Source organism: Acinetobacter sp. 1294596 (assembly GCF_000582925.1).
GTDB classification, from domain to species: domain Bacteria; phylum Pseudomonadota; class Gammaproteobacteria; order Pseudomonadales; family Moraxellaceae; genus Acinetobacter; species Acinetobacter radioresistens.
Map to the genome: position 1 here is coordinate 1 of NZ_JFCC01000022.1, position 19,488 is coordinate 19,488.

The window sequence follows — 19,488 nt, forward strand, 5'->3', positions numbered from 1 at the left end:
TGCGCAAGGCCCAAAGGTCCCCTGCTTTCTCCCGTAGGACGTATGCGGTATTAGCGCTCCTTTCGGAACGTTGTCCCCCACTAATAGGCAGATTCCTAAGCATTACTCACCCGTCCGCCGCTGAATCCAGTAGCAAGCTACCTTCATCCGCTCGACTTGCATGTGTTAAGCCTGCCGCCAGCGTTCAATCTGAGCCATGATCAAACTCTTCAGTTAAAATCATTTGTACCTTATTTATAGACAAGGTACCAATTCTGGCTCATTAATCTTCTGACTAAAAATTTACTCAAATAAACTTCGAGAAATTTCTACCATTCAATCAATGAAAATTATTTCGATCGATCAACCAGTAAAAATCCACACAAGTTGTTCTTCATACTCTCTTAATGATCTTTCTGCTCTTCGTCAGAGACAGAATTAACGCAAATAAGAACCACTACCTTCACCCTTTAGTGAAGATCTTTGTCTTAATCGCGTCGGGATGAGCTCATTATAGGGCAAAAATGAGCTATGGCAAGCACTTTTAAGCTGCTGTTTTTACAAGTGTTCTAAAAATATACATTTTATTTAACTTTTTATTGGTATAACTACCCTATAACTTATTAATTTTAAAATAGAAATATAAGTTAAATATTTCCACTTAAGTAAGTATTTATTTATCAGTTTTGTTTACTTTTGTTTTTATCTCTAAAATTTTAACTGGTTGAACTGGAACATTTTGGTATGGGCCATTGTTACCTGTCGGTACAGCAGCGATTTTATCGACTATTTCCATTCCTTGAGTAACCCGGCCAAATACTGCGTATCCGTCATTCATTATATTTCTATTTAAAAACTCATTATTAGCAATATTTATAAAAAATTGACTGGTAGCCGAGTTTGGATCATTGGTACGTGCCATTGCTAAAGTACCCCGGGTATTTTTTAAACCATTACCTGCTTCATTACGTATAGGCGCGTTTGTAGGTTTCTGTTTCATATGTGCATCAAACCCTCCACCCTGAATCATGAAGCCAGGAATGACCCGATGGAAAATGGTACCATTGTAGAAATTACTCTTTACATAGCTTTCAAAATTTTTAACTGACACAGGCGCTTTATCGTTAAATAATTCTATTTCGATATTACCCAAAGATGTTTTTATTTGCATGGCACTGTTGGCAGCCCATACCGAGATACTCAAAAAACCTGCGCTCATACCCACGATTATCTGTTTTAACATTTATTTACCCACACTATTTTCTAGAGCTTTTAGATTTAGCTATATTAAGCTTTCATAATTTATTAATCAGCAGAAAAGTAATTATTTTGAGTATGTGTTATGACAAGAATAAATCATACTGATCCGCATAACTTACAGTTACCGCCTTGGAACTTGCAAGGAGAAGGCTTTATTTTAAATTACTGGCTTACTCCGCAGTTTCTGAAAAAATTTCGCCATTTTGGTTTGTCCTACTCTTCTACAGGGCGCTTCGTCCAAGTCATATTGGTACGCTATCAGGATACTCCTATACAACCTTATGATGAATTATTGATTCTTGATCATCCTTTAATGACACAACGTATACTTTCTACTATTCCAAAAATTTATGTCTCAACTACAGAGTCTGTAATACACGGCCGTAAGTTATGGGGCATTCCTAAAGAACTGGCACGTTTTGAATGGCGACGACAGCAGAATCAACTCTTTTGCCATATTGCATCTTCTGAACATGAAATGTCTCTGCATATTGGTTTTTCACCTTACTTTAAAAGTGTACCAGTCAACTCTAAATATCTACCTAAACAGTTGATGCAGATTGATCAGTTTGATGGACAACGGCATTACCGTTTCCGTCCTGAATTTAAAGGTTCCTTAAATGTAATATATCAGGCACACTGGAAAAATACTGGCTGCCTGTTTCCGGACTTTTCCCAGGCAATTTTTCTAAAAGGTCTATACGTACCTGCGTTTGACTTAATATTTCCTAAAGCTCAGATCACTTGATATTTTTTGTTTCACGTGGAACCTAAAATACTTCATCTAAATGAGCTTTAGAAATATAAGAAACCTTGATAGCAGTTATGCTGCTTTATTCCAGAATTTACGGAAATCCTTGGCAATTTGAATTGTATATTTTTTGGCTTTTCCAGATACCAAAGTCAGATTAACAAAACCATGAGCCTGGTCTTCAAATTCCTGATAGCGGACCTTTACGCCCTGCTGACGCAGCTTATGGCTATAAATCTTTCCTTCATCGTGTAGAACATCATGCCCGGCAGTTAAAATAAAAGTTGGCGGCAGATGTTTTAACTCACCATAAGTAGGCGAAATCATCGGGTCATCCAATTCGATATGATGACGAATAGCATAAAACTCTGTAACGCGGTCCACGTCATCTTTGGTCAGTACTAATCCTTCATTATAGTTATAAAAAGAAGGGTGACGGCTCTTGAAGTCTACTACCGGGTAAATTAATAACTGCGCAGAAGGTTTATAAGCCTTATTCACTGTACGCTGTGCAACTACTGCACTGATATTGGCACCGGCACTGTCCCCTGCGACTGCAATACGGTTTTTATAAATCTTAAGCTGCTTACGGTTCTGATAGGCCCATGCGAGCGCATCCTCACAGCACTGAATTATCTGTTTTGGACCAACCTCAGGTGCAAGTGGATAATCTATACTGATCACCTGAGTATTGGCATATTTGGCAATCAGACGACAAACTTCATCATGTGTATTCAAGCTACCAATCACAAACCCTCCTCCATGATAAAACATGATTAAAGGTAATTTTTTCTGTGGATCAGGATGATAATGCCGGGCTGTAATCGTGCCACTTTGTAAAGGTAGCCGGATGTCCTCTACATGTTTGATAGGAGTTTTCTTTGCGGTTAGCTCTGCAATCTGTTTTTCAAAGCCTTCTCGATCTTTTAAGGGCTGATCTGTAATTAAACCAAACTTACCCTGCTTATGCTGTATGGCCATTAAACATTTGACCAGAGGGTCGAGCTGCGGATAGATATAGCTATAGCCCAATGCCTTGGCAATTGATTCTTTGGCAAGATCAGGCAATTTATCGAGTGCACGTGCTGCGGGACCTTGAGTTTTTTTTAATAATTGTTGTATTGCCAAGTTAGAAACTGCCATGCCATTTTCTCCTTATTTATTTCTTCATACTTTCTACATGATTAACTGTCATTTGACTATACTGGTATATAAAACAACTAGTGTGTATACAAATCCAACAAGCTGAATACGCTATTCTTATTTCTATAAACTGTCATTGACATTAAGCAATGGTTTTCAGGATGTTTTTTGCCACTGGACGGCAAGAGTAGAAAGGAACAGCAGCATGTTAAATAAATTATTAGGACTTTCGCTTGCAACAGCAGTATTAGCAAGTGGTTGTGCGGTTTATCCGGATGACTATCAATATGATGGCCGTTATGATCAGGACCGGCGTTATGATCGTGATCATCGGTATGACCGAGATCAACGCTATGACCAGCAGCGTTATGATCAGCGTGAATGGGAACGTAAGCGTATGGAGCAGCGTAAAAAGCTGTATGAACAGCGTAGAGAAAATAGTAAAGAATGGAAGAAAGATCACAAGGAATGGGAAAAGCGTCAGCGTGAACGCGAGCGTGAATATCGGAAATGGGATAGAGACTAAATCTCTTTTTCTTACCCCCTCTAGACTAAGCCTGGTTTTAACCGGGCTTTCTTTTATCTTTTACTCTAGCTATAACCTATGCATAGTTTGACATAGCAGTTATTCTTTAAAATAAACTCAAAATTATAGAGCAGACTAAAACTTTAACTGTCTTTTCTATTTATATCATGCCAGATATTTCTACCAAACAAGTCAGCCGTCAGCTTAACAACAATATCTCTATGGTTAACTTAAAATATTAAGCTAAACACCTGGATTACTTTCTTATCTATAATTCTAAATCAACAGTTCATCTTTCTTATTGAGTTTTTATATTTTTATTAATAACGACTGTTTAGACAAAAATAGATAACAGATCTCAGGTCTATTATCTATTTCCAATTGTTTCCTCAACAATTAAACAATCAAGAGATGGCTTCTCTTCATTGTATCCTTTCCTGGAGGATTAGTTCTTACTGTGCTGTAGCTTCAGTCATAGCTGCTGGCTGCTCAGCAGGAGCTGCCTGTGCTGCTTCGATTTGTTGAGCTGCAGGATCAGCTTGAGCCGCAACTTCACCTTGTGCGCTAATATCTGTAGACGCTTGAGCACTTACTAATGAAGTGTCAGTCTCAGACTGTACAGCAGACTGGCTTTGTGCAGTTTCAGGATGAGTCATACCATCATTGGTCGCACAGCCTACAGCTGCAAAAGAAACACCTGCCAGCACCAGTGAAATTAAACCTAATTTTTTCATCATTTCCTTCCTTAAAAAAACATCAAATACACAAAGCCTAGACACTGCTTTGCGAAAATCATAATGAACAAAAGCTTTTCATTGTCCTGCATACAATTGGTTGGTGTTTTGAATAAGACAGGTACAGCTTCTGAAATCTTTTATTAAACTGTTACAGAGTAAAATGAATAAGCACATCTTTAGGATTAGCAAATGAGAATTATTTAAATTATTCAGTTTATAAAGATTTTAATTTACATAAAGGATGGAATTTTCATTTTTAATAATAATTCAGCTATACAACTCTTATACACCGTTATAAAAGCTTTACATTGTAATTTAAGAAGATGATTTAAAAATTATACCCATTTTAAGAAAAAATACCTCTATAGCGTCCTGTTATAGGGGGTTTAGCGATTTTATTTTCTGATAATTTTTAGAAAAATGACCTTTTATATATAGAAGAAATAAAAAACCTTATATTTATATGGGTTTCTGCTTGATTTTTTTCATCTAGCCCCGACTTCAACAGTATTAATGAATGAGCAATCATGGCAGTTCAGAAGTAACGCAGTTAGTACTGAGGCCAAATAAGGACTGTACATGTTTAAAAACCCATTTAAACGGAGATCAGCAATGGCGAATGAGCAAAATGAGCAGGCTCAAAACCCTCAAGAAGAGCAATTAGAAGCACATGACCAACAGACTCAGGCTGAAAGCGGTTCAGGGCATTTAGAAACAGATGCTGAAGATTTAAAAGCACAAATTATCAAGCTTGAAGAAAGCCTGAAACTTGAAAAAGCTCGTACGGCGAATGCGATTTATGAGAGTGAAAAAGTAAAAGAGCGTCTTGAGCGTGAAGCTGAGACTGCGAAAAAATTTGCTCTAGAGAAATTTGCGAAAAACCTGCTTGAGACAGTAGATAACCTTGAACGTGCGCTGCAAGCCACTGGTGAAGAACAAACTCCTTTATCGGAAGGTGTAGAACTCACATTAAAAGGGTTACTGACTACGCTTGAAAAAGCGGGCGTGGTAGTTGTAGACACGGCAAATGGTTTTAATGCCGATCTGCATCAGGCGGTGGGTATTGATCCAAATGCCAAGTCTGGTGAAATAGGTACAGTTTTGCAAAAAGGCTATACCCTATCCGGTCGTCTGTTACGGCCTGCAATGGTCATGGTAGGGCAATAAGCCTTCTAAATGCGGGAGTTTTTAAAAATTTTTAGCTAATTTACTTGAAAATTTTTGAAAGACTCTCATATCGGATAACAAACATAAGATTGTAAAAATTACTGAGGAATATGTCAGATGGCTAAAATTATTGGTATTGACTTGGGTACAACCAACTCATGTGTTGCTGTACTTGAAGGCGATAAAGTTAAAGTAATCGAAAATGCGGAAGGCGCACGCACTACCCCATCCATTATTGCCTATAAAGATGGCGAAATTCTGGTTGGTCAAAGCGCGAAACGCCAAGCAGTAACCAACCCGAAAAATACATTATTCGCAATCAAGCGTTTGATCGGTCGTCGTTATGAAGATCAAGCGGTACAGAAAGACATCGGTCTTGTACCTTATAAAATCATCAAAGCAGACAATGGTGATGCTTGGGTTGAAGTTAACGATAAAAAATTGGCACCTCAACAGATCTCTGCTGAAATCTTGAAAAAGATGAAGAAAACTGCAGAAGACTATTTAGGTGAAACCGTAACTGAAGCGGTTATTACTGTGCCTGCTTATTTTAACGATGCACAGCGTCAGGCAACTAAAGATGCGGGTAAAATCGCTGGTCTAGACGTTAAACGTATCATTAACGAACCTACTGCTGCTGCACTTGCGTTCGGTATGGATAAAAAAGAAGGCGACCGTAAAGTTGCAGTTTATGACTTAGGTGGTGGTACTTTTGACGTATCAATCATTGAAATCGCAGACCTTGATGGCGACCAGCAAATCGAAGTGTTATCAACCAATGGTGATACTTTCCTTGGTGGTGAAGACTTTGATAACGCGTTAATTGAATTTCTGGTTGAAGAATTCAAGAAAGAACAAAGTGTGAACTTGAAAAATGATCCACTTGCGTTACAACGTTTGAAAGAAGCTGCTGAAAAAGCAAAAATCGAGCTTTCTTCATCAAATGCAACTGAAATCAATCTTCCATATATCACCGCTGATGCAACTGGTCCTAAACACTTAGTGATCAATGTAACACGTGCGAAACTTGAAGGTTTGGTTGCTGATTTAGTGGCGCGTACCATTGAGCCTTGCCGTATTGCGCTTAAAGATGCTGGGCTTTCAACTTCTGACATCTCTGACGTCATTTTGGTTGGTGGTCAATCTCGTATGCCGCTTGTACAACAAAAAGTACAAGAATTCTTTGGTAAAGAGCCACGTAAAGACGTAAACCCGGATGAAGCAGTTGCAATTGGTGCTGCGATTCAAGGTGCTGTATTGTCTGGTGACAAGAACGACGTACTATTGTTAGATGTAACCCCGTTAACACTGGGTATTGAAACTATGGGCGGCGTGTTGACTCCAATTATCGAGAAAAACACGACGATTCCTGCGAAGAAATCACAAGTGTTCTCTACAGCGGCAGATAACCAGCCTGCAGTAGATATTTCGGTTTACCAAGGTGAACGAAAAATGGCTCAACAAAATAAATTGTTGGGTAACTTCCAGTTAGGCGATATCCCACCTGCTCCACGTGGCGTACCGCAAATTGAAGTGTCATTTGACATTAACGCTGACGGTATCCTGAAAGTTTCTGCAAAAGACAAGAGTACTGGTAAAGAGCAATCGATCCAGATTAAAGCAAACTCAGGTTTGTCTGATGCTGAAATTGAAGCAATGATTAAAGATGCGGAAGCGAATGCGGAAGAAGATCGCAAGTTTGAAGAACTGGCGAAAGCACGTAATGAAGCGGATGCACTGATCTCTTCTGCACAAAAAGCAGTAAAAGATCTGGGCGAGCAAGTAACTGCTGATGAGAAAACTGCCGTTGAAACAGCAGTTTCTGAACTTGAAGCTGCAACTAAAGAAAATGATGTTGACGCTATTAAGGCAAAAACTGAAGCATTACAAAACATCATTATGCCAATCACCCAGCGTGCTTATGAAGCCGCTCAAGGTGCTCAGGGTGGTGCGCAAGGCTTTGATCCGAATGCTTTCCAGGGTGGTGATGCTGGTCAGCAACAAAAAGCTGATGACGGTGTCGTTGATGCTGAATTTACTGAAGTTAAAGATGATAAAAAATAATTTTTCACTTTAACTTTCAAAAAAACCGCGCTCAGGCGCGGTTTTTTCTTGTTTATAGTTTTAGGGTTTTCCGGTAAAAAGCCTTGCAATATTATGTATGGATATTACCCTGTCTAGTTACAGATCATTTTCATGATATGGTTAAGACAGCTAGAGGGGAACAAAGATGGATATTCAGGTGAGTTACTATCATATTCTGATTGAAGCAAATGATCATATCAGCACTATTGAGCAATCGCGTGATATTGAGTTATTTAATATTACAGACTTAAAGCCCTATCTTTATTCAGTACTGCTCCCCTACTTAAATGATTGTGCGATTGAACTTGAAGATGAAAATATTGAATTTAATGATATTTTACATTTCTCTATCAAGCAGACCTTGTTACCTATTGAACAGCTCATTGAAGAAGAACAAAAACTTTTGCCAAGTGATACTGAAATTACCATCACTGCATCTGAAATTTTAAATGACCATGAAGTTTGCCAAGATGTTACCGCCGTTATTATGGACTTGCTAGAGGCGATGATTACACCAGACGAAGATGATGAAATAATTTAAATTATTTTCCGACTTTTATATTCATGAAAAGCAGCGAAATATTTCGCTGCTTTAATTTTAGATTTTACTGCATAATATATTCAGCACGCAGAGCACGCAGAATTTGCTGCCCCGCCCGTCCGGTTGGATTTAATCCTAAACGTTGCTGTTCCTGACGAATGGCCTGCCGGGTTTTATCACCGATCAGTCCATCTACTGCCCCGATGTCATAACCCTTTCTTAATAAAAACTGTTGAATTTCACGCCGCTCCGCACGTGATGTTCCGGCATCATCGGTTGGCCAAGCCGTCAAAAAAGGTCCCTGTCCTTGTAAACGGTCAGACAAATGGGCAATCGCCAACCCATAACTTTCTGCCGCGTTATAACTATAAATTGCATCAAAATTTTTAAATACTAGAAAAGCCGGTCCATTTTCACCTGCCGGCATCATCAAACCTGCTGGTGTAGAACCTGAAAGGTTTCCCTGAACCAGTGCAGTACCATCAGTACGAGTTAATCCGCGATTTACCCAGCTGTTTAAAGCTTTTTTATTACGCCGCCCTTCTCCCTGTGCAGAAAAACCTGAAGGAAGTTTGACTTCAAATCCCCAAGGCATACCGGTTTGCCAGCCGCGTTTTTTTAGAAAGTTTGCTGTAGAAGCCAAGGCATCTATAGTACTTGAGACTAAATCACGCCGGCCATCTCCATCGAAATCGACCGCCAGTTCCTCATAGGTCGAAGGCATAAATTGGGTATGGCCAAAAGCGCCTGCCCATGAACCTTTTAATTGCTCTTCACGTAAATCTCCACGTTGTAAAATTCGCATGGCTGCAAAAAACTCGCCACGAAAATAACTTTGGCGCCGGCCTTCACAGCTTAATGTTCCAAGCGCTTGTAACAAGGGATAACTTCCTGAAATATCACCGAAGTTGCTCTCTACCCCCCATACTGCCACTACTGTTTCGGCTGGTACACCATAAGCTGCCTCAACACGCTTGAGTACCTCTGCATGCTGTGCCAGTTTTGTTCGGCCTGCCTGTACTCGCTCTTCATCCACCAGACCCGACAGATAATCCCAGATTGGTGTAGAAAACTCTGGCTGATAATTTAGCTTGTCGATTACTGAATAATCAGGTGTTAAAGATTGGGTATAACGGTCATAAGTACTTCCGTTTACTCCAGCAGATATAGCCTGTGAACGCAAGTTGCCCAGACATGCCTGAAAATTATTTTGTGGACTATAGGCATTTGAAATAGCAGATGTTGCTGTTACCGAAGTAGAACTCGATTGACCATTAATAATTAATTCAGCATTAACCTGAGACACGCTCAAAAAAGCGGTAGAAAAAATTAGAGCAAAGTGGCGCATAAGATCCTTATCACTTTGAATTTAAATTATTGTTTTTACCATAGCATTCTGAAGTCAAAATGGAAGTTTTGAAACGTAAATTTAAAGTCAAAATTTCCTGTTTTAAATTCATTTTAAATTTAAAAATTTTATCCACAACCCTTCAGCATTTAAATTTATAAAGATAGTTTTAAATTCAAATTAAAAATCCATCTTAAATTAATTTGAATTCAAATAATCTCTTTTAAATTTATAGATAATTATCAATACGAATGCACTGGCTAAAGAATGGTTACGCTCAACAAGATGAATTTTGAATTTATTTTTTTAGTTTTAAATTCAAAATTTATTTTCTAATTTTAAATTTAAAGTTTGTCCACAAGCCAACCGGCATGAAACTTTGAATTCAAACTTAAAATAGAAAATTTAAATTCAATAAAATGAATTCATAAATCTAAATTTAAATATTATTTCCCAATTTCATAAACTCTATATGTGAAGCTACTTTTTTCAGTTGAATATTGAGTTGATAAATTCAGTAACTATTGAAGAATCTGACGCGATTCAGATATTAAATAAAACTTAAAAAATTAAAGATATTCATAGCTAATAAAAAAGAGGCGCAATCATGCCGTAATGACTGCTATAAAAAAAGCGGTCACTAAAATGACCGCTTTTTTTAGCAACAGTTTAAGGTTTAAATGTTCATATCTTGAGTCAAGGCTAATGGCTCTGGCAATATTTTCGCCAGCTGACGGCATAGCTCTGTCAGCTCTGCATGATTAACCGGCATTAAGGTAATATGACCGAGTTTACGCCCCGGCCGTTCTTCCTTGTTATACATATGCAGATGCACACCATTTAAAGCCAGTATCTGTGCGGCATCAGGATATCGCCCAATAATATTGATCATCACTGTAGGGCGAAGCACTTCTGTAGAACCGAGCGGTAGACCTGCAACAGCACGTATATGGTTTTCAAACTGTGAACAGACTGCACCTTCAATTGACCAGTGCCCCGAGTTATGTACCCGTGGCGCCATTTCATTGGCATACAGACCGGCTTCTGTCACAAATAACTCAAGTGTCAGCACACCTACATAGTTCAGATGATTCAGCAGCCGGGTAATATAATCCTGAGCAACCGGCTGTAGTTGTTCACTATTCGGTGCAGGTACAATCGAATGTGACAAAATACCATGATGATGATGATTTTCAGCTAATGGCCAGCTCTTAACTTCACTATTCTGTCCACGTACCGCAATAATTGAAACTTCACGGGAAAATTTTACAAAGCTTTCTGCAATTAAAGATTTGGCCGGACCCAGTTCAGCCCAAGCCTGTTCAATCTGCTCTTGCTCGCGCAGTACAAATTGCCCTTTGCCATCATAACCTCCAGTTGCCGTTTTCAGTACAATCGGTAGACCCAACTCGGTTACAGCCTGCTGTAGGCTCGACAAAGAATCTACTGCACGATACGGCGCTACTGGTATATCCAGCTGGTCAAACAGTGCCTTCTCCAGCAGACGGTTCTGAGCAGTAGCCAATGCTTGACGTGGTGGATAAAGCTGTTTGCTCTGCAAGAGAGTATCAACATCCGCGAGAGGTGTATTTTCAAATTCGAGGGAAAATACATCTGCACTTTCAATAAATTTTTCCAGACCCTGCGCGTCATGCTCAGAAAAGACCTGACCCAATATTGCTGAAGGGCAGTTATGGTTGGCTTCAAAAAATGTACATTGAATATTGAGTGGTAAGGCAGCTTGGGCCATCATGCGGCCGAGCTGGCCGCCACCAAAAATACCGATAGTCTTATTCATGATATCGATCCTGTCTTAACCCTGACCTGGAATATTATTACCCGCAACTTTTGCAGTTTGCGCTTCACGGAAGCCTGCTACATTTTTTGCAATTTCGGGACGGGTCAAACCCAGAATCTGGGCGGCCATAATAGCGGCATTGGCAGCACCTGCAGGGCCAATGGCCAAGGTACCGACTGCAATACCTGCCGGCATTTGTACAATAGACAACAGGGAATCTACACCATTTAGAATTGAGGACTTAACCGGAACACCCAGTACAGGTAGATCGGTTTTGGCTGCACACATTCCAGGTAAATGTGCAGCTCCACCAGCTCCTGCAATAATGACCTGAATCCCACGATCGCGAGCTGTTTCAGCGTATTCAAACAGACGGTCTGGAGTACGGTGTGCAGAGACGACTTCAGCTTCAAAAGGGACACCAAGCTGCTTGAGCATATTGGCAGTATGTTCGAGGGTAGCCCAATCCGATTGGGAGCCCATGATAATTCCGACTAGGGGTTGAGCGTCAGTTGCGACCGCATTCATTGCTAATGTTCCAGAGACTAGGTAAAAAGAGATCTCGACCAGAGCCAAGCTTTAAATGAATAAGTAGCCCTCTATTATAGACTGATTTTTGCGCTCACGACCATTTAACCTTATAGCTGCTGGCTGTTTTTTATGATTTTTCAGGAAGCAGCCGAGAAACTTTATTAAAATAGTTAAAAAATTCTTACTGGCTGCGAAAGACAAAATAAACACAGCCTAACAGACATAAACCTGCCCATAAATAGTCCAGCTTAAACGGCTGCTTAAACAGAAAAATCATGAAAGGAACAAATACCAGTAAGGTGACCACTTCTTGGGTAATCTTCATTTGGCCCAGGCTCCATCCATACTGGGATAAAAGACGGGTTGCCGGAATCATAAAACTGTATTCAAGCAGTGCAATCAGCCAGCCAAATAAAATAGCCTGCCATAACGGTACACCATGTAAAAATTTTAAATGCCCATACCAGGCCAGAGTCATAAAGCAGTTCGAAATAATCAATAACAGCAGGGGCAGGTACAGGTTTGGATTCATGGGTATTTATACAAGACGGTACAGGAGAGTAAAGACTTTAATCTATTTGAAAAATTCGACAAATATTTTAACCAGATTTTTTATCGTAATAATTTAATAGCGGGGCAACAGTAATCAGATCTGATAAAAAATCTCTGAAAGCCTTATAACGACTACAAGAACAACTATCTTTTCATGAATAGCCTTGCTATCGTTGCTGACAATTTTAATCGATCACGACAACAACACGATAAGATCAAGTGATGTGTCAAAAGTAGTAGAGAGGGTGAGTTATGCATCTGCATATTTTAGGTATTTGCGGCACATTTATGGGATCACTGGCACTTCTGGCACGTGATCTTGGGCATACTGTGACCGGTTCAGCCCAGAGTGTCTACCCGCCAATGTCTACCCAGCTTGAGAATGCGGGCATTACCTTAATGCAGGGCTATGATCGCAGCCATTTACAGCCACATCCTGATCTGGTCATTGTGGGCAACGCCATGAAGCGTGGAATTGATGCCATTGAATATATGCTAGATGCCGGTCTGCCTTATATTTCGGGACCACAGTTTCTGGCTGATCATGTATTGCAGGGTAAACATGTACTCGGTGTCGCGGGTACTCATGGTAAAACCACCACCACCACCATGCTGGCCTGGGTACTGGATCAGGCCGGTTTAAATCCCGGTTTTCTAATTGGCGGTGTGCCCCTTGGATTTAGCCAGAGCGCACGGCTGGGCGGGGGCAAGTACTTTGTAGTCGAGGCAGATGAATATGATTCGGCTTTCTTCGATAAACGCTCCAAGTTCGTTCATTATCATCCTAAAACAGCAATCCTGAATAACCTCGAATTTGACCATGCCGATATTTTTGATGATCTGGCTGCCATTCAAAAACAGTTTCATCATCTGGTGCGCACCATTCCAAGCACTGGCCGGATTATTGCGCCTATTACTGAAACCCATATTGATGAAGTACTGAAAATGGGCTGCTGGACACCTGTTATACGTACCGGTTTGGATACCGATACCCAAGCCGAACTCTATGCAGAACTAATTCAAGCAGATGGCAGCCATTTTAAGGTGCTGGAGCAGGGTAAGGTTATTGCTGAAGTTCAATGGTCCATGACAGGCCAGCATAGTGTTGCCAATGCTTTGGCTACCATTGCTGCTGCACAGCATGTGGGTGTCAGTATTGTTCAGGCGTGTGAAGCACTGTCCAGTTTTGGGGGTGTCAAACGCCGTATGGAGCTGCTGGGTACGCTCAGGGGTATCGAAGTTTATGATGACTTTGCACATCATCCCACTGCAATTGAAACGACACTGGATGGTGCTCGTAAACGTCTGGGTGAACGGCGCCTTTGGGCGGTTATTGAACCGCGTTCAAATACTATGCGTATGGGTAGCCATAAAGACGGACTGGCCCACTCGGCCCGCCTGGCAGATGAGGTAATCTGGTATCAGCCAGAAGGCCTGGACTGGGATCTGCAACCTGTAGTCGAGGCTGCTCCAAATAAGTCACAGGTGAGCCGTTCTCTGGATGAAATTATCCAGCGTATAGTTCAGGAAGCAGGTGAGGGTGATGCTGTGGTGATTATGTCGAATGGCGGGTTTGGCGGACTGCATCAGAAACTGTTGGCAGCATTACAAAGCTAAACTGAAAGAGCGGGTTAACACCCGCTTTTTTATGACTCTCTACTGTAGTGATGCATCCTGCCTGAGTGCCTTACGCAGAATTTTGCCCACCGTTGATTTAGGCAGTTCATGCAGAAATTCGATATAGCGTGGCTGTTTGTAGCCGGTTAAATTTTCTCGGGCATAAGACTGGATTTCCTCTGCTGTTAAAGACTGTTCTTTTTTGACAATAAAAGCTTTTGGTACTTCCCCAGATTTTTCATCTGCTACCCCAATCACTGCAACTTCCAGCACTTTGGGATGCTGTGATAATACAGCCTCGATTTCATTGGGAAAGACATTAAAACCTGAAACCAGAATCATATCTTTTTTACGGTCAATAATTCGTACATAGCCTTTTGCATCCATGACGCCAATATCGCCACTGCGGAAAAACCCGTCTACTGTCATGACTTTTGCTGTTTCTTCAGGCAGATTCCAGTAACCTTTCATTACTTGCGGTCCCCGTATAGCGATCTCGCCTTTTTCGCCTTGTACTACTTCCTGTCCTGTATCATCCAGAATTTTGATTTCTGTTGCCGGGAGTGGAATGCCAATTGAACCACTGAATGTAGTGGATGCCGGAGGGTTAAATGTAGCCACTGGTGATGTTTCAGACAAACCATAGCCTTCACGGATCATGCAGCCGGTAATTCTCTGCCAGGCATCGGCAGTAGATTTGAGTACAGTCATGCCGCCGCCTGTGGTGATGCGCAGATGGCTATGGTCGAGTGTTTTAAACTCCTGATGATTAATAAGTGCATTGAACAGGGTATTTACTGCTGGAAAAACTGCAGGCTGATATGTTTTAAAACAATGCACCAGATCAGACAGATCGCGCGGATTGGCTACCAGCACTGTGGCATAGCCTTTATTTAATGTACTGTGCAATAAACACACGGTAAAGGCAAAAATATGATACAGCGGAAGGGCACAGATCGTGACTTCATCTGCATAGGCATCACGGTCACCGAAGTAACTGCAAAACACTGCATTATTTTGCAGTAGATTGGCAATAATATTACGATGTGTCAGCTCTGCACCTTTAGAAACTCCAGTCGTTCCACCTGTATATTGCAGTACTACAGTATCCTCTTGATCAAGCTTGGGACGAAGATAGGTCTCCGGTAAAGTTTCAGAGAGAATATCTTTTAAACTGAATATTTGTGCTTCCTGCTGGCTTTCAGGTCTTTCAGCAGGATCAACCAGCAAATCTGGCGCAGCTGTAATCACCACATGCTGTATAGCAAGCTGATCTTTGACCTGCTGGTAGACAGGCATAAACTGGTCGAGCAGTACCAGTACAGAGACACCTGCGTCATTAAGCTGATAGTGTAGTTCACGTGCGGTATAAAGTGGATTAACATTGACCAGTATATAACCGGCCCGGATGACAGCCAGTGATACAATGGGATACTGAATGATATTCGGCATCATCACTGCTATGCGGCTACCTTGAGGTAGTTGAAGATGTTGTAAAAAGCTGGCAAATTTACGGCTATATTGCTCAATCTCGTCGAAAGAGAATTTTTTATCTTTAAAAATAAATGCAGTACGCGAGCTAAATTTTTGAAAACTATTTTCCCAGAAATCCAGTAAAGTCACATGCCGTGCAGGCAGTTGAATAGTTGGGGCAATATTCCATTGTTTATATTCATTTGACCAGACATTCTCTGTCATTGCTCTATCCTTTATTGTGCGCTTTAGATCAAAGCAGTTTTCTATTCAGAATTATTATTTTTCAATCAGGCTATTCTCATGGAGCTAGTTACTGCTCATTGCGAGCAGCTTCAAAATGATCTTTATATTTGAATTTTAAAAACAGGTGTGAATTACACACCTGTCGAGTCAAAGTCATTAATCAAACTTGAACTGTTCCGGATTAAGTTCAAATAGGGTATCCATTCCAGAACGGATCATTGCCGCATGGGTTAAGGTACGGTTTAGAATGCGGCTATAATAAAACTGCGCCGTAGCTACCTTGGCCGGATAGTAAGGATCTGTATCGCCCTGAGCAATTTTATCTTCCGCTACAATCGCCATTTTTGCCCACAAATAGGCAAATACGGTGTATCCGGAGAAATAAAGATAATCGACTGCTGCGGCACCAATTTCTTCTGGTCTCTGCTGCATTTTATCCACCACGTCTCTGGTCAGTTCTAACCATTTCTTGACTAGCTGCTCAAGCTGCTGCACCTGAGCAGAGAACTTATCGTGCTGCTGATGCTGCGCAGTAAACTCCTGAATTTCATCGGTCAGGGCTTTGAGCAAGTTACCTTTAGAACCAATTACCTTACGTGCCAGCAGGTCAATTGCCTGAATTTCGGTTGTTCCTTCATAAAGACAGGCGATCCGTGCATCACGAGCAATTTGTTCCATTCCATGTTCAGCGATATAACCATGTCCGCCAAAAATCTGCATCCCATGCTTGGCCGACTCTACCCCCGTTTCGGTCATGAATGCTTTGGCGATTGGGGTTAAAAGGGCAAGTTTGTTTTCTGCCTGTTTCTTTTCATCTTCATCATTTGAAAACTCGGCCATATCGACATAAGTAGATAAGTAATAGGCAAGGGCACGCGAGCCTTCTGCAAAGACTTTTTGAGTTAATAGCATTTGGCGTACTGCCGGGTGCACAATTATTGGGTCAGCCGGCAGTTCTGGGTGCTGGGGTCCAGCCAGAGAGCGCATTGCCAGGCGTTCTCTGGCATATGCCAGTGCGCCCTGATAAGAAGCTTCAGAAGCAGCCAGTCCCTGAATTGCAGTGCCGATCCGTGCCGAATTCATAAAGGTAAACATGCAGTTTAGGCCCCGGTTTTCCGGCCCAATCAGAAAGCCTTTAGCCTGATCAAAATTCAGTACACAAGTCGCATTTCCATGAATACCCATTTTATGTTCAAGTGCACTACACACCACGCCATTACGTTCGGCAATATTCCCGTCCGAATCCAAATTAAACTTAGGTACGATAAACAGGGAGATTCCTTTGGTACCCGCAGGAGCATCTGGTAAACGTGCCAGTACAATATGAATAATATTTTCAGCCAGGTCATGTTCCCCAGCAGAAATAAAGATTTTTTCACCACTGATAGCATAACTGCCATCCGCATTGGGCACTGCTTTGGTCCGGATCAGACCCAGATCAGAACCCGCATGGGATTCGGTCAGGCACATAGTACCTGTCCATTCCCCCGAAATCAGCCGGGTAAGGTAGTGCTGCTTCTGCTGTTCGGAACCATGATGTTCAATAGTGCGCATGGCTCCATGTGAGAGTCCAGGGTACATGCCCCAAGCCCAGTTGGTTGAAGTAATGATTTCTGAAATTGCAATACGGAATAGGGTAGGGAACCCCTGCCCGCCATACTGCTCATCGCCAGTGAGTGAAGTAAAACCCAGCTCGACATATTTTTTATAGGCATCTTTAAAACCGTCTGGCGTGGTTACTACACCATTTTCCAGCTTGCAGCCCTGCTGGTCACCAATACCGTTAAGTGGTAAAAGTTCGTTCTGGCAAAAATCTGCTGCAGCTTCCAAGTACTGCTCTAATATCTCTGCACTAAAGTTATCTTGGGCAGCCGGATATTGTTGATAGCTCTGTTCAAAGTTTAAAAAATCATTGAGAACAAATTTCATGTCGCGTAGCGGTGCAATATAATTCGGCATCGGCCATATCCTTATCGGGTTTGTAGTCTGAATTTCTATCTGTACGGCTCAAGCTATTTGTAAATAATATTTCGCACTGTGAAATTCAGTTATGTTTTATTCCATCATAATTTAAGAAATCTTGAAAATCCAGTGAAGCATAAGAATAGCTATTACAAAAAATTTCATATCAAGAAATTAAATTTTAGCTAAAATTTTTAAATATACTCAGAAAAGCAGTCATCTTATTTTTACTAATCAAGTGGCTTAGGATTTACTTTAAATAAGCTGCACTTCTTATTGGTTCTATTGGATGAGACAGGCTGTGCCATTAGCTGACTAGAAACGATAACCAATCTTTAATCCATAGCCGATAGAATGGTTATCTTTAAATTCGCTGACATAGTATTGACTTCCTGCCTGTGCACCGACTTGCCCCTTGGCGTCTCCAAGCCAGGTATATTTCATTCCTCCAGAAATAAAATATGACGTGACAGGGCTATATTGAAAGCCCAGTCCAATATTGTAATAACCTTTTATTGGACCGCCCGTAGATACATATTCTCCAGCACCGGAATCCCATCCTATAGAAGCAGAACCATTCCATTTGGAGCTAAAACGCTGTCCAATACCTAAATTCGCTGACCACTGGTCATGAAAATAGCGCACCAGATTAAATCCCTCCGGCCGGCTGGGCGTAGAAAGCACACCGACTATTTCAGATATTGCGCCAAAGCGGTAAGGTTGAAATGCGAAGTCATCCCAGTTTACCCAGCGCACATTACCAAACAGAAGAGTGCCCGGCCGTAAACCAGTCTGGAACTCAAAATTAAGCGAAGCCGGTGATTCAAATTTGGTGGTTCCAGACTCCCCTGCAGAAGGTAAACGGGCAACGATACTATTAATGGCAGCCTGCTGCTCCGGAGAAATCTGGCCAAGAGCTACCAGCTGTTGCAGATAATTGCCCACATAATCTCGTCCGGACCGGGTACTCAGCATATCAATCAGTGGTGCTTCTTCGATGGCATTAATCTTGTGGGTGATTGCAGAGCGGTAAGTTAAGGAAGTCCTGATAGCCTTTTCAGGAATCTGGTAGGCGAAGCCGGCAAGCCAGCCCCAATCTCCTGTTTCCTCGGCCTGAAAGTTATAACCGTTATATAAGCTGTAAGTGGCCCCCCGCAGTTGAATATCGCTTTTAAAAGTCTGATAAACCGGCCCTGCATAAATATTCCAGTTTTTATTGGGCTGATAGCCCATGATCCAGCTCAAATTTTGTGTATTTACCTGTGACAGGGTTTGTCCCTCAGGTATCTGACCATCTGTAGCCTCAGCCAGACTGCCAGTTGTAATTCCTGGCAGTACCACCTGATCCTGCGGAGTAGCAGTGAAACTGTTATTTCCTGAGTATTCACTGTCTGAAGCAAAAGGCTGATCATAAATCAGGCCAAATGAAAATTGTGGTGCAAGCTGCAATTTGAATGCAGCCGCCGGTCGATAATCAGTATTGGCAATATCATCAATCATACGGTCAGTATTTGTCGTGCCAGCCTCTTGGCCCTTGAGTGTAGTATCACTGACCGTTAAAGTGGCTTCAAAGTAATTGCCCGGCTGTAAAAAACTGGAGATTGATTGGCCAGTACGGTCAAATGCTGCCGCATGAAGTGTTGGGCTAAATAATGTTCCAATTACTGTAGCGATTACTGTCTTTCTCATTCTTGTGATCCTTTTCTTATATGGAATCTGATCGGTTATTGATCATGGTTTTTTATTTATAAAAATTCTTCTTAATCTGTTAA

Annotated in this window: 16 protein-coding genes and 1 rRNA gene; 6 read left to right on the forward strand and 11 right to left on the reverse strand. The window is 41.4% G+C overall.

Annotation, left to right across the window (positions count from 1 at the left end):
* Together J502_RS17075 and J502_RS09200 are read right to left on the reverse strand one after the other, a co-directional pair.
* Positions 1–216: ribosomal RNA gene (locus J502_RS17075) — 16S ribosomal RNA — on the reverse strand; the annotation flags it as partial.
* A gap of 436 nt (positions 217–652) precedes the next feature.
* A complete protein-coding gene (locus J502_RS09200; protein ID WP_373867500.1) occupies positions 653–1,198 on the reverse strand; it encodes a peptidylprolyl isomerase in 546 nt (181 codons plus the stop codon).
* Between the two features lie 123 nt (positions 1,199–1,321).
* On the opposite strand from J502_RS09200, the gene J502_RS09205 reads away from it, so the two are divergent.
* On the forward strand, positions 1,322–1,987 hold the full coding sequence (locus tag J502_RS09205) for an acetoacetate decarboxylase family protein (RefSeq protein ID WP_005017601.1): 666 nt from the start codon (positions 1,322–1,324) through the stop codon (positions 1,985–1,987).
* Between the two features lie 75 nt (positions 1,988–2,062).
* Here J502_RS09205 and J502_RS09210 read toward each other — a convergent pair whose 3' ends face one another.
* Entirely contained in the window at positions 2,063–3,133 is a 1,071-nt protein-coding gene (locus J502_RS09210; protein WP_005017599.1) for an alpha/beta hydrolase, read from the reverse strand.
* Positions 3,134–3,338: 205 nt separating this feature from the next.
* Here J502_RS09210 and J502_RS09215 point away from each other — a divergent pair, with 205 nt between their 5' ends.
* On the forward strand, positions 3,339–3,659 hold the full coding sequence (locus J502_RS09215) for a hypothetical protein (RefSeq protein WP_005017598.1): 321 nt from the start codon (positions 3,339–3,341) through the stop codon (positions 3,657–3,659).
* A 452-nt stretch (positions 3,660–4,111) separates the two neighbouring features.
* Here J502_RS09215 and J502_RS09220 read toward each other — a convergent pair whose 3' ends face one another.
* Positions 4,112–4,396, reverse strand: a complete 285-nt coding sequence (locus tag J502_RS09220; protein WP_228131041.1) for a molybdenum ABC transporter substrate-binding protein — start codon at positions 4,394–4,396, stop codon at positions 4,112–4,114.
* Positions 4,397–5,008: 612 nt separating this feature from the next.
* On the opposite strand from J502_RS09220, the gene grpE reads away from it, so the two are divergent.
* The 3 genes from grpE to J502_RS09235 all read left to right on the forward strand — a co-directional run bounded on the left by grpE (position 5,009) and on the right by J502_RS09235 (position 8,189).
* Positions 5,009–5,563, forward strand: coding sequence for a nucleotide exchange factor GrpE (gene grpE, locus J502_RS09225; RefSeq protein ID WP_005023875.1), 555 nt, complete (start codon positions 5,009–5,011; stop codon positions 5,561–5,563).
* Between the two features lie 117 nt (positions 5,564–5,680).
* Positions 5,681–7,627, forward strand: coding sequence for a molecular chaperone DnaK (gene dnaK, locus J502_RS09230; protein ID WP_005023873.1), 1,947 nt, complete (start codon positions 5,681–5,683; stop codon positions 7,625–7,627).
* 166 nt (positions 7,628–7,793) lie between these two features.
* Positions 7,794–8,189 carry a hypothetical protein gene (locus tag J502_RS09235; protein WP_005023870.1) on the forward strand — a complete coding sequence of 132 codons (396 nt, stop codon included), beginning with the start codon at positions 7,794–7,796 and terminating at the stop codon, positions 8,187–8,189.
* Positions 8,190–8,253: 64 nt separating this feature from the next.
* Here J502_RS09235 and J502_RS09240 read toward each other — a convergent pair whose 3' ends face one another.
* The 4 genes from J502_RS09240 to J502_RS09255 all read right to left on the reverse strand — a co-directional run bounded on the left by J502_RS09240 (position 8,254) and on the right by J502_RS09255 (position 12,398).
* Positions 8,254–9,537 carry a lytic murein transglycosylase gene (locus J502_RS09240; protein ID WP_005023869.1) on the reverse strand — a complete coding sequence of 428 codons (1,284 nt, stop codon included), beginning with the start codon at positions 9,535–9,537 and terminating at the stop codon, positions 8,254–8,256.
* A 676-nt stretch (positions 9,538–10,213) separates the two neighbouring features.
* A complete protein-coding gene (locus J502_RS09245; RefSeq protein WP_034683897.1) occupies positions 10,214–11,335 on the reverse strand; it encodes a 5-(carboxyamino)imidazole ribonucleotide synthase in 1,122 nt (373 codons plus the stop codon).
* Between the two features lie 15 nt (positions 11,336–11,350).
* Positions 11,351–11,863, reverse strand: a complete 513-nt coding sequence (gene purE / locus J502_RS09250) for a 5-(carboxyamino)imidazole ribonucleotide mutase (protein ID WP_005017582.1) — start codon at positions 11,861–11,863, stop codon at positions 11,351–11,353.
* Between the two features lie 184 nt (positions 11,864–12,047).
* Positions 12,048–12,398 carry a DMT family protein gene (locus J502_RS09255; protein WP_005404700.1) on the reverse strand — a complete coding sequence of 117 codons (351 nt, stop codon included), beginning with the start codon at positions 12,396–12,398 and terminating at the stop codon, positions 12,048–12,050.
* A 272-nt stretch (positions 12,399–12,670) separates the two neighbouring features.
* On the opposite strand from J502_RS09255, the gene mpl reads away from it, so the two are divergent.
* Positions 12,671–14,035, forward strand: coding sequence for a UDP-N-acetylmuramate:L-alanyl-gamma-D-glutamyl-meso-diaminopimelate ligase (gene mpl, locus J502_RS09260; RefSeq protein ID WP_034683899.1), 1,365 nt, complete (start codon positions 12,671–12,673; stop codon positions 14,033–14,035).
* Positions 14,036–14,074: 39 nt separating this feature from the next.
* On the opposite strand, the gene J502_RS09265 is transcribed toward mpl, so the two are convergent.
* From J502_RS09265 to J502_RS09275, 3 genes are all read right to left on the reverse strand, one after another.
* Positions 14,075–15,733, reverse strand: coding sequence for an AMP-binding protein (locus J502_RS09265; RefSeq protein ID WP_017401121.1), 1,659 nt, complete (start codon positions 15,731–15,733; stop codon positions 14,075–14,077).
* Positions 15,734–15,910: 177 nt separating this feature from the next.
* A complete protein-coding gene (locus J502_RS09270) occupies positions 15,911–17,713 on the reverse strand; it encodes an acyl-CoA dehydrogenase C-terminal domain-containing protein (RefSeq protein WP_034680111.1) in 1,803 nt (600 codons plus the stop codon).
* 318 nt (positions 17,714–18,031) lie between these two features.
* Positions 18,032–19,405, reverse strand: coding sequence for a long-chain fatty acid transporter (locus tag J502_RS09275; RefSeq protein WP_005023858.1), 1,374 nt, complete (start codon positions 19,403–19,405; stop codon positions 18,032–18,034).
* Between the last annotated feature and the right edge of the window lie 83 nt (positions 19,406–19,488).

Coding starts and splice junctions, on each gene's coding strand:
- J502_RS09200 (WP_373867500.1), bottom strand. CDS start 1,198: ATGAGCGCAGGTTTTTTGAGTATCTCGGTATGGGCTGCCAACAGTGCC.
- J502_RS09240 (WP_005023869.1), bottom strand. CDS start 9,537: ATGCGCCACTTTGCTCTAATTTTTTCTACCGCTTTTTTGAGCGTGTCT.
- J502_RS09245 (WP_034683897.1), bottom strand. CDS start 11,335: ATGAATAAGACTATCGGTATTTTTGGTGGCGGCCAGCTCGGCCGCATG.
- mpl (WP_034683899.1), top strand. CDS start 12,671: ATGCATCTGCATATTTTAGGTATTTGCGGCACATTTATGGGATCACTG.
- J502_RS09270 (WP_034680111.1), bottom strand. CDS start 17,713: ATGCCGAATTATATTGCACCGCTACGCGACATGAAATTTGTTCTCAAT.
- grpE (WP_005023875.1), top strand. CDS start 5,009: ATGGCGAATGAGCAAAATGAGCAGGCTCAAAACCCTCAAGAAGAGCAA.
- J502_RS09210 (WP_005017599.1), bottom strand. CDS start 3,133: ATGGCAGTTTCTAACTTGGCAATACAACAATTATTAAAAAAAACTCAA.
- J502_RS09265 (WP_017401121.1), bottom strand. CDS start 15,733: ATGACAGAGAATGTCTGGTCAAATGAATATAAACAATGGAATATTGCC.
- dnaK (WP_005023873.1), top strand. CDS start 5,681: ATGGCTAAAATTATTGGTATTGACTTGGGTACAACCAACTCATGTGTT.
- J502_RS09255 (WP_005404700.1), bottom strand. CDS start 12,398: ATGAATCCAAACCTGTACCTGCCCCTGCTGTTATTGATTATTTCGAAC.
- J502_RS09275 (WP_005023858.1), bottom strand. CDS start 19,405: ATGAGAAAGACAGTAATCGCTACAGTAATTGGAACATTATTTAGCCCA.
- J502_RS09215 (WP_005017598.1), top strand. CDS start 3,339: ATGTTAAATAAATTATTAGGACTTTCGCTTGCAACAGCAGTATTAGCA.
- purE (WP_005017582.1), bottom strand. CDS start 11,863: ATGAATGCGGTCGCAACTGACGCTCAACCCCTAGTCGGAATTATCATG.
- J502_RS09235 (WP_005023870.1), top strand. CDS start 7,794: ATGGATATTCAGGTGAGTTACTATCATATTCTGATTGAAGCAAATGAT.
- J502_RS09205 (WP_005017601.1), top strand. CDS start 1,322: ATGACAAGAATAAATCATACTGATCCGCATAACTTACAGTTACCGCCT.
- J502_RS09220 (WP_228131041.1), bottom strand. CDS start 4,396: ATGATGAAAAAATTAGGTTTAATTTCACTGGTGCTGGCAGGTGTTTCT.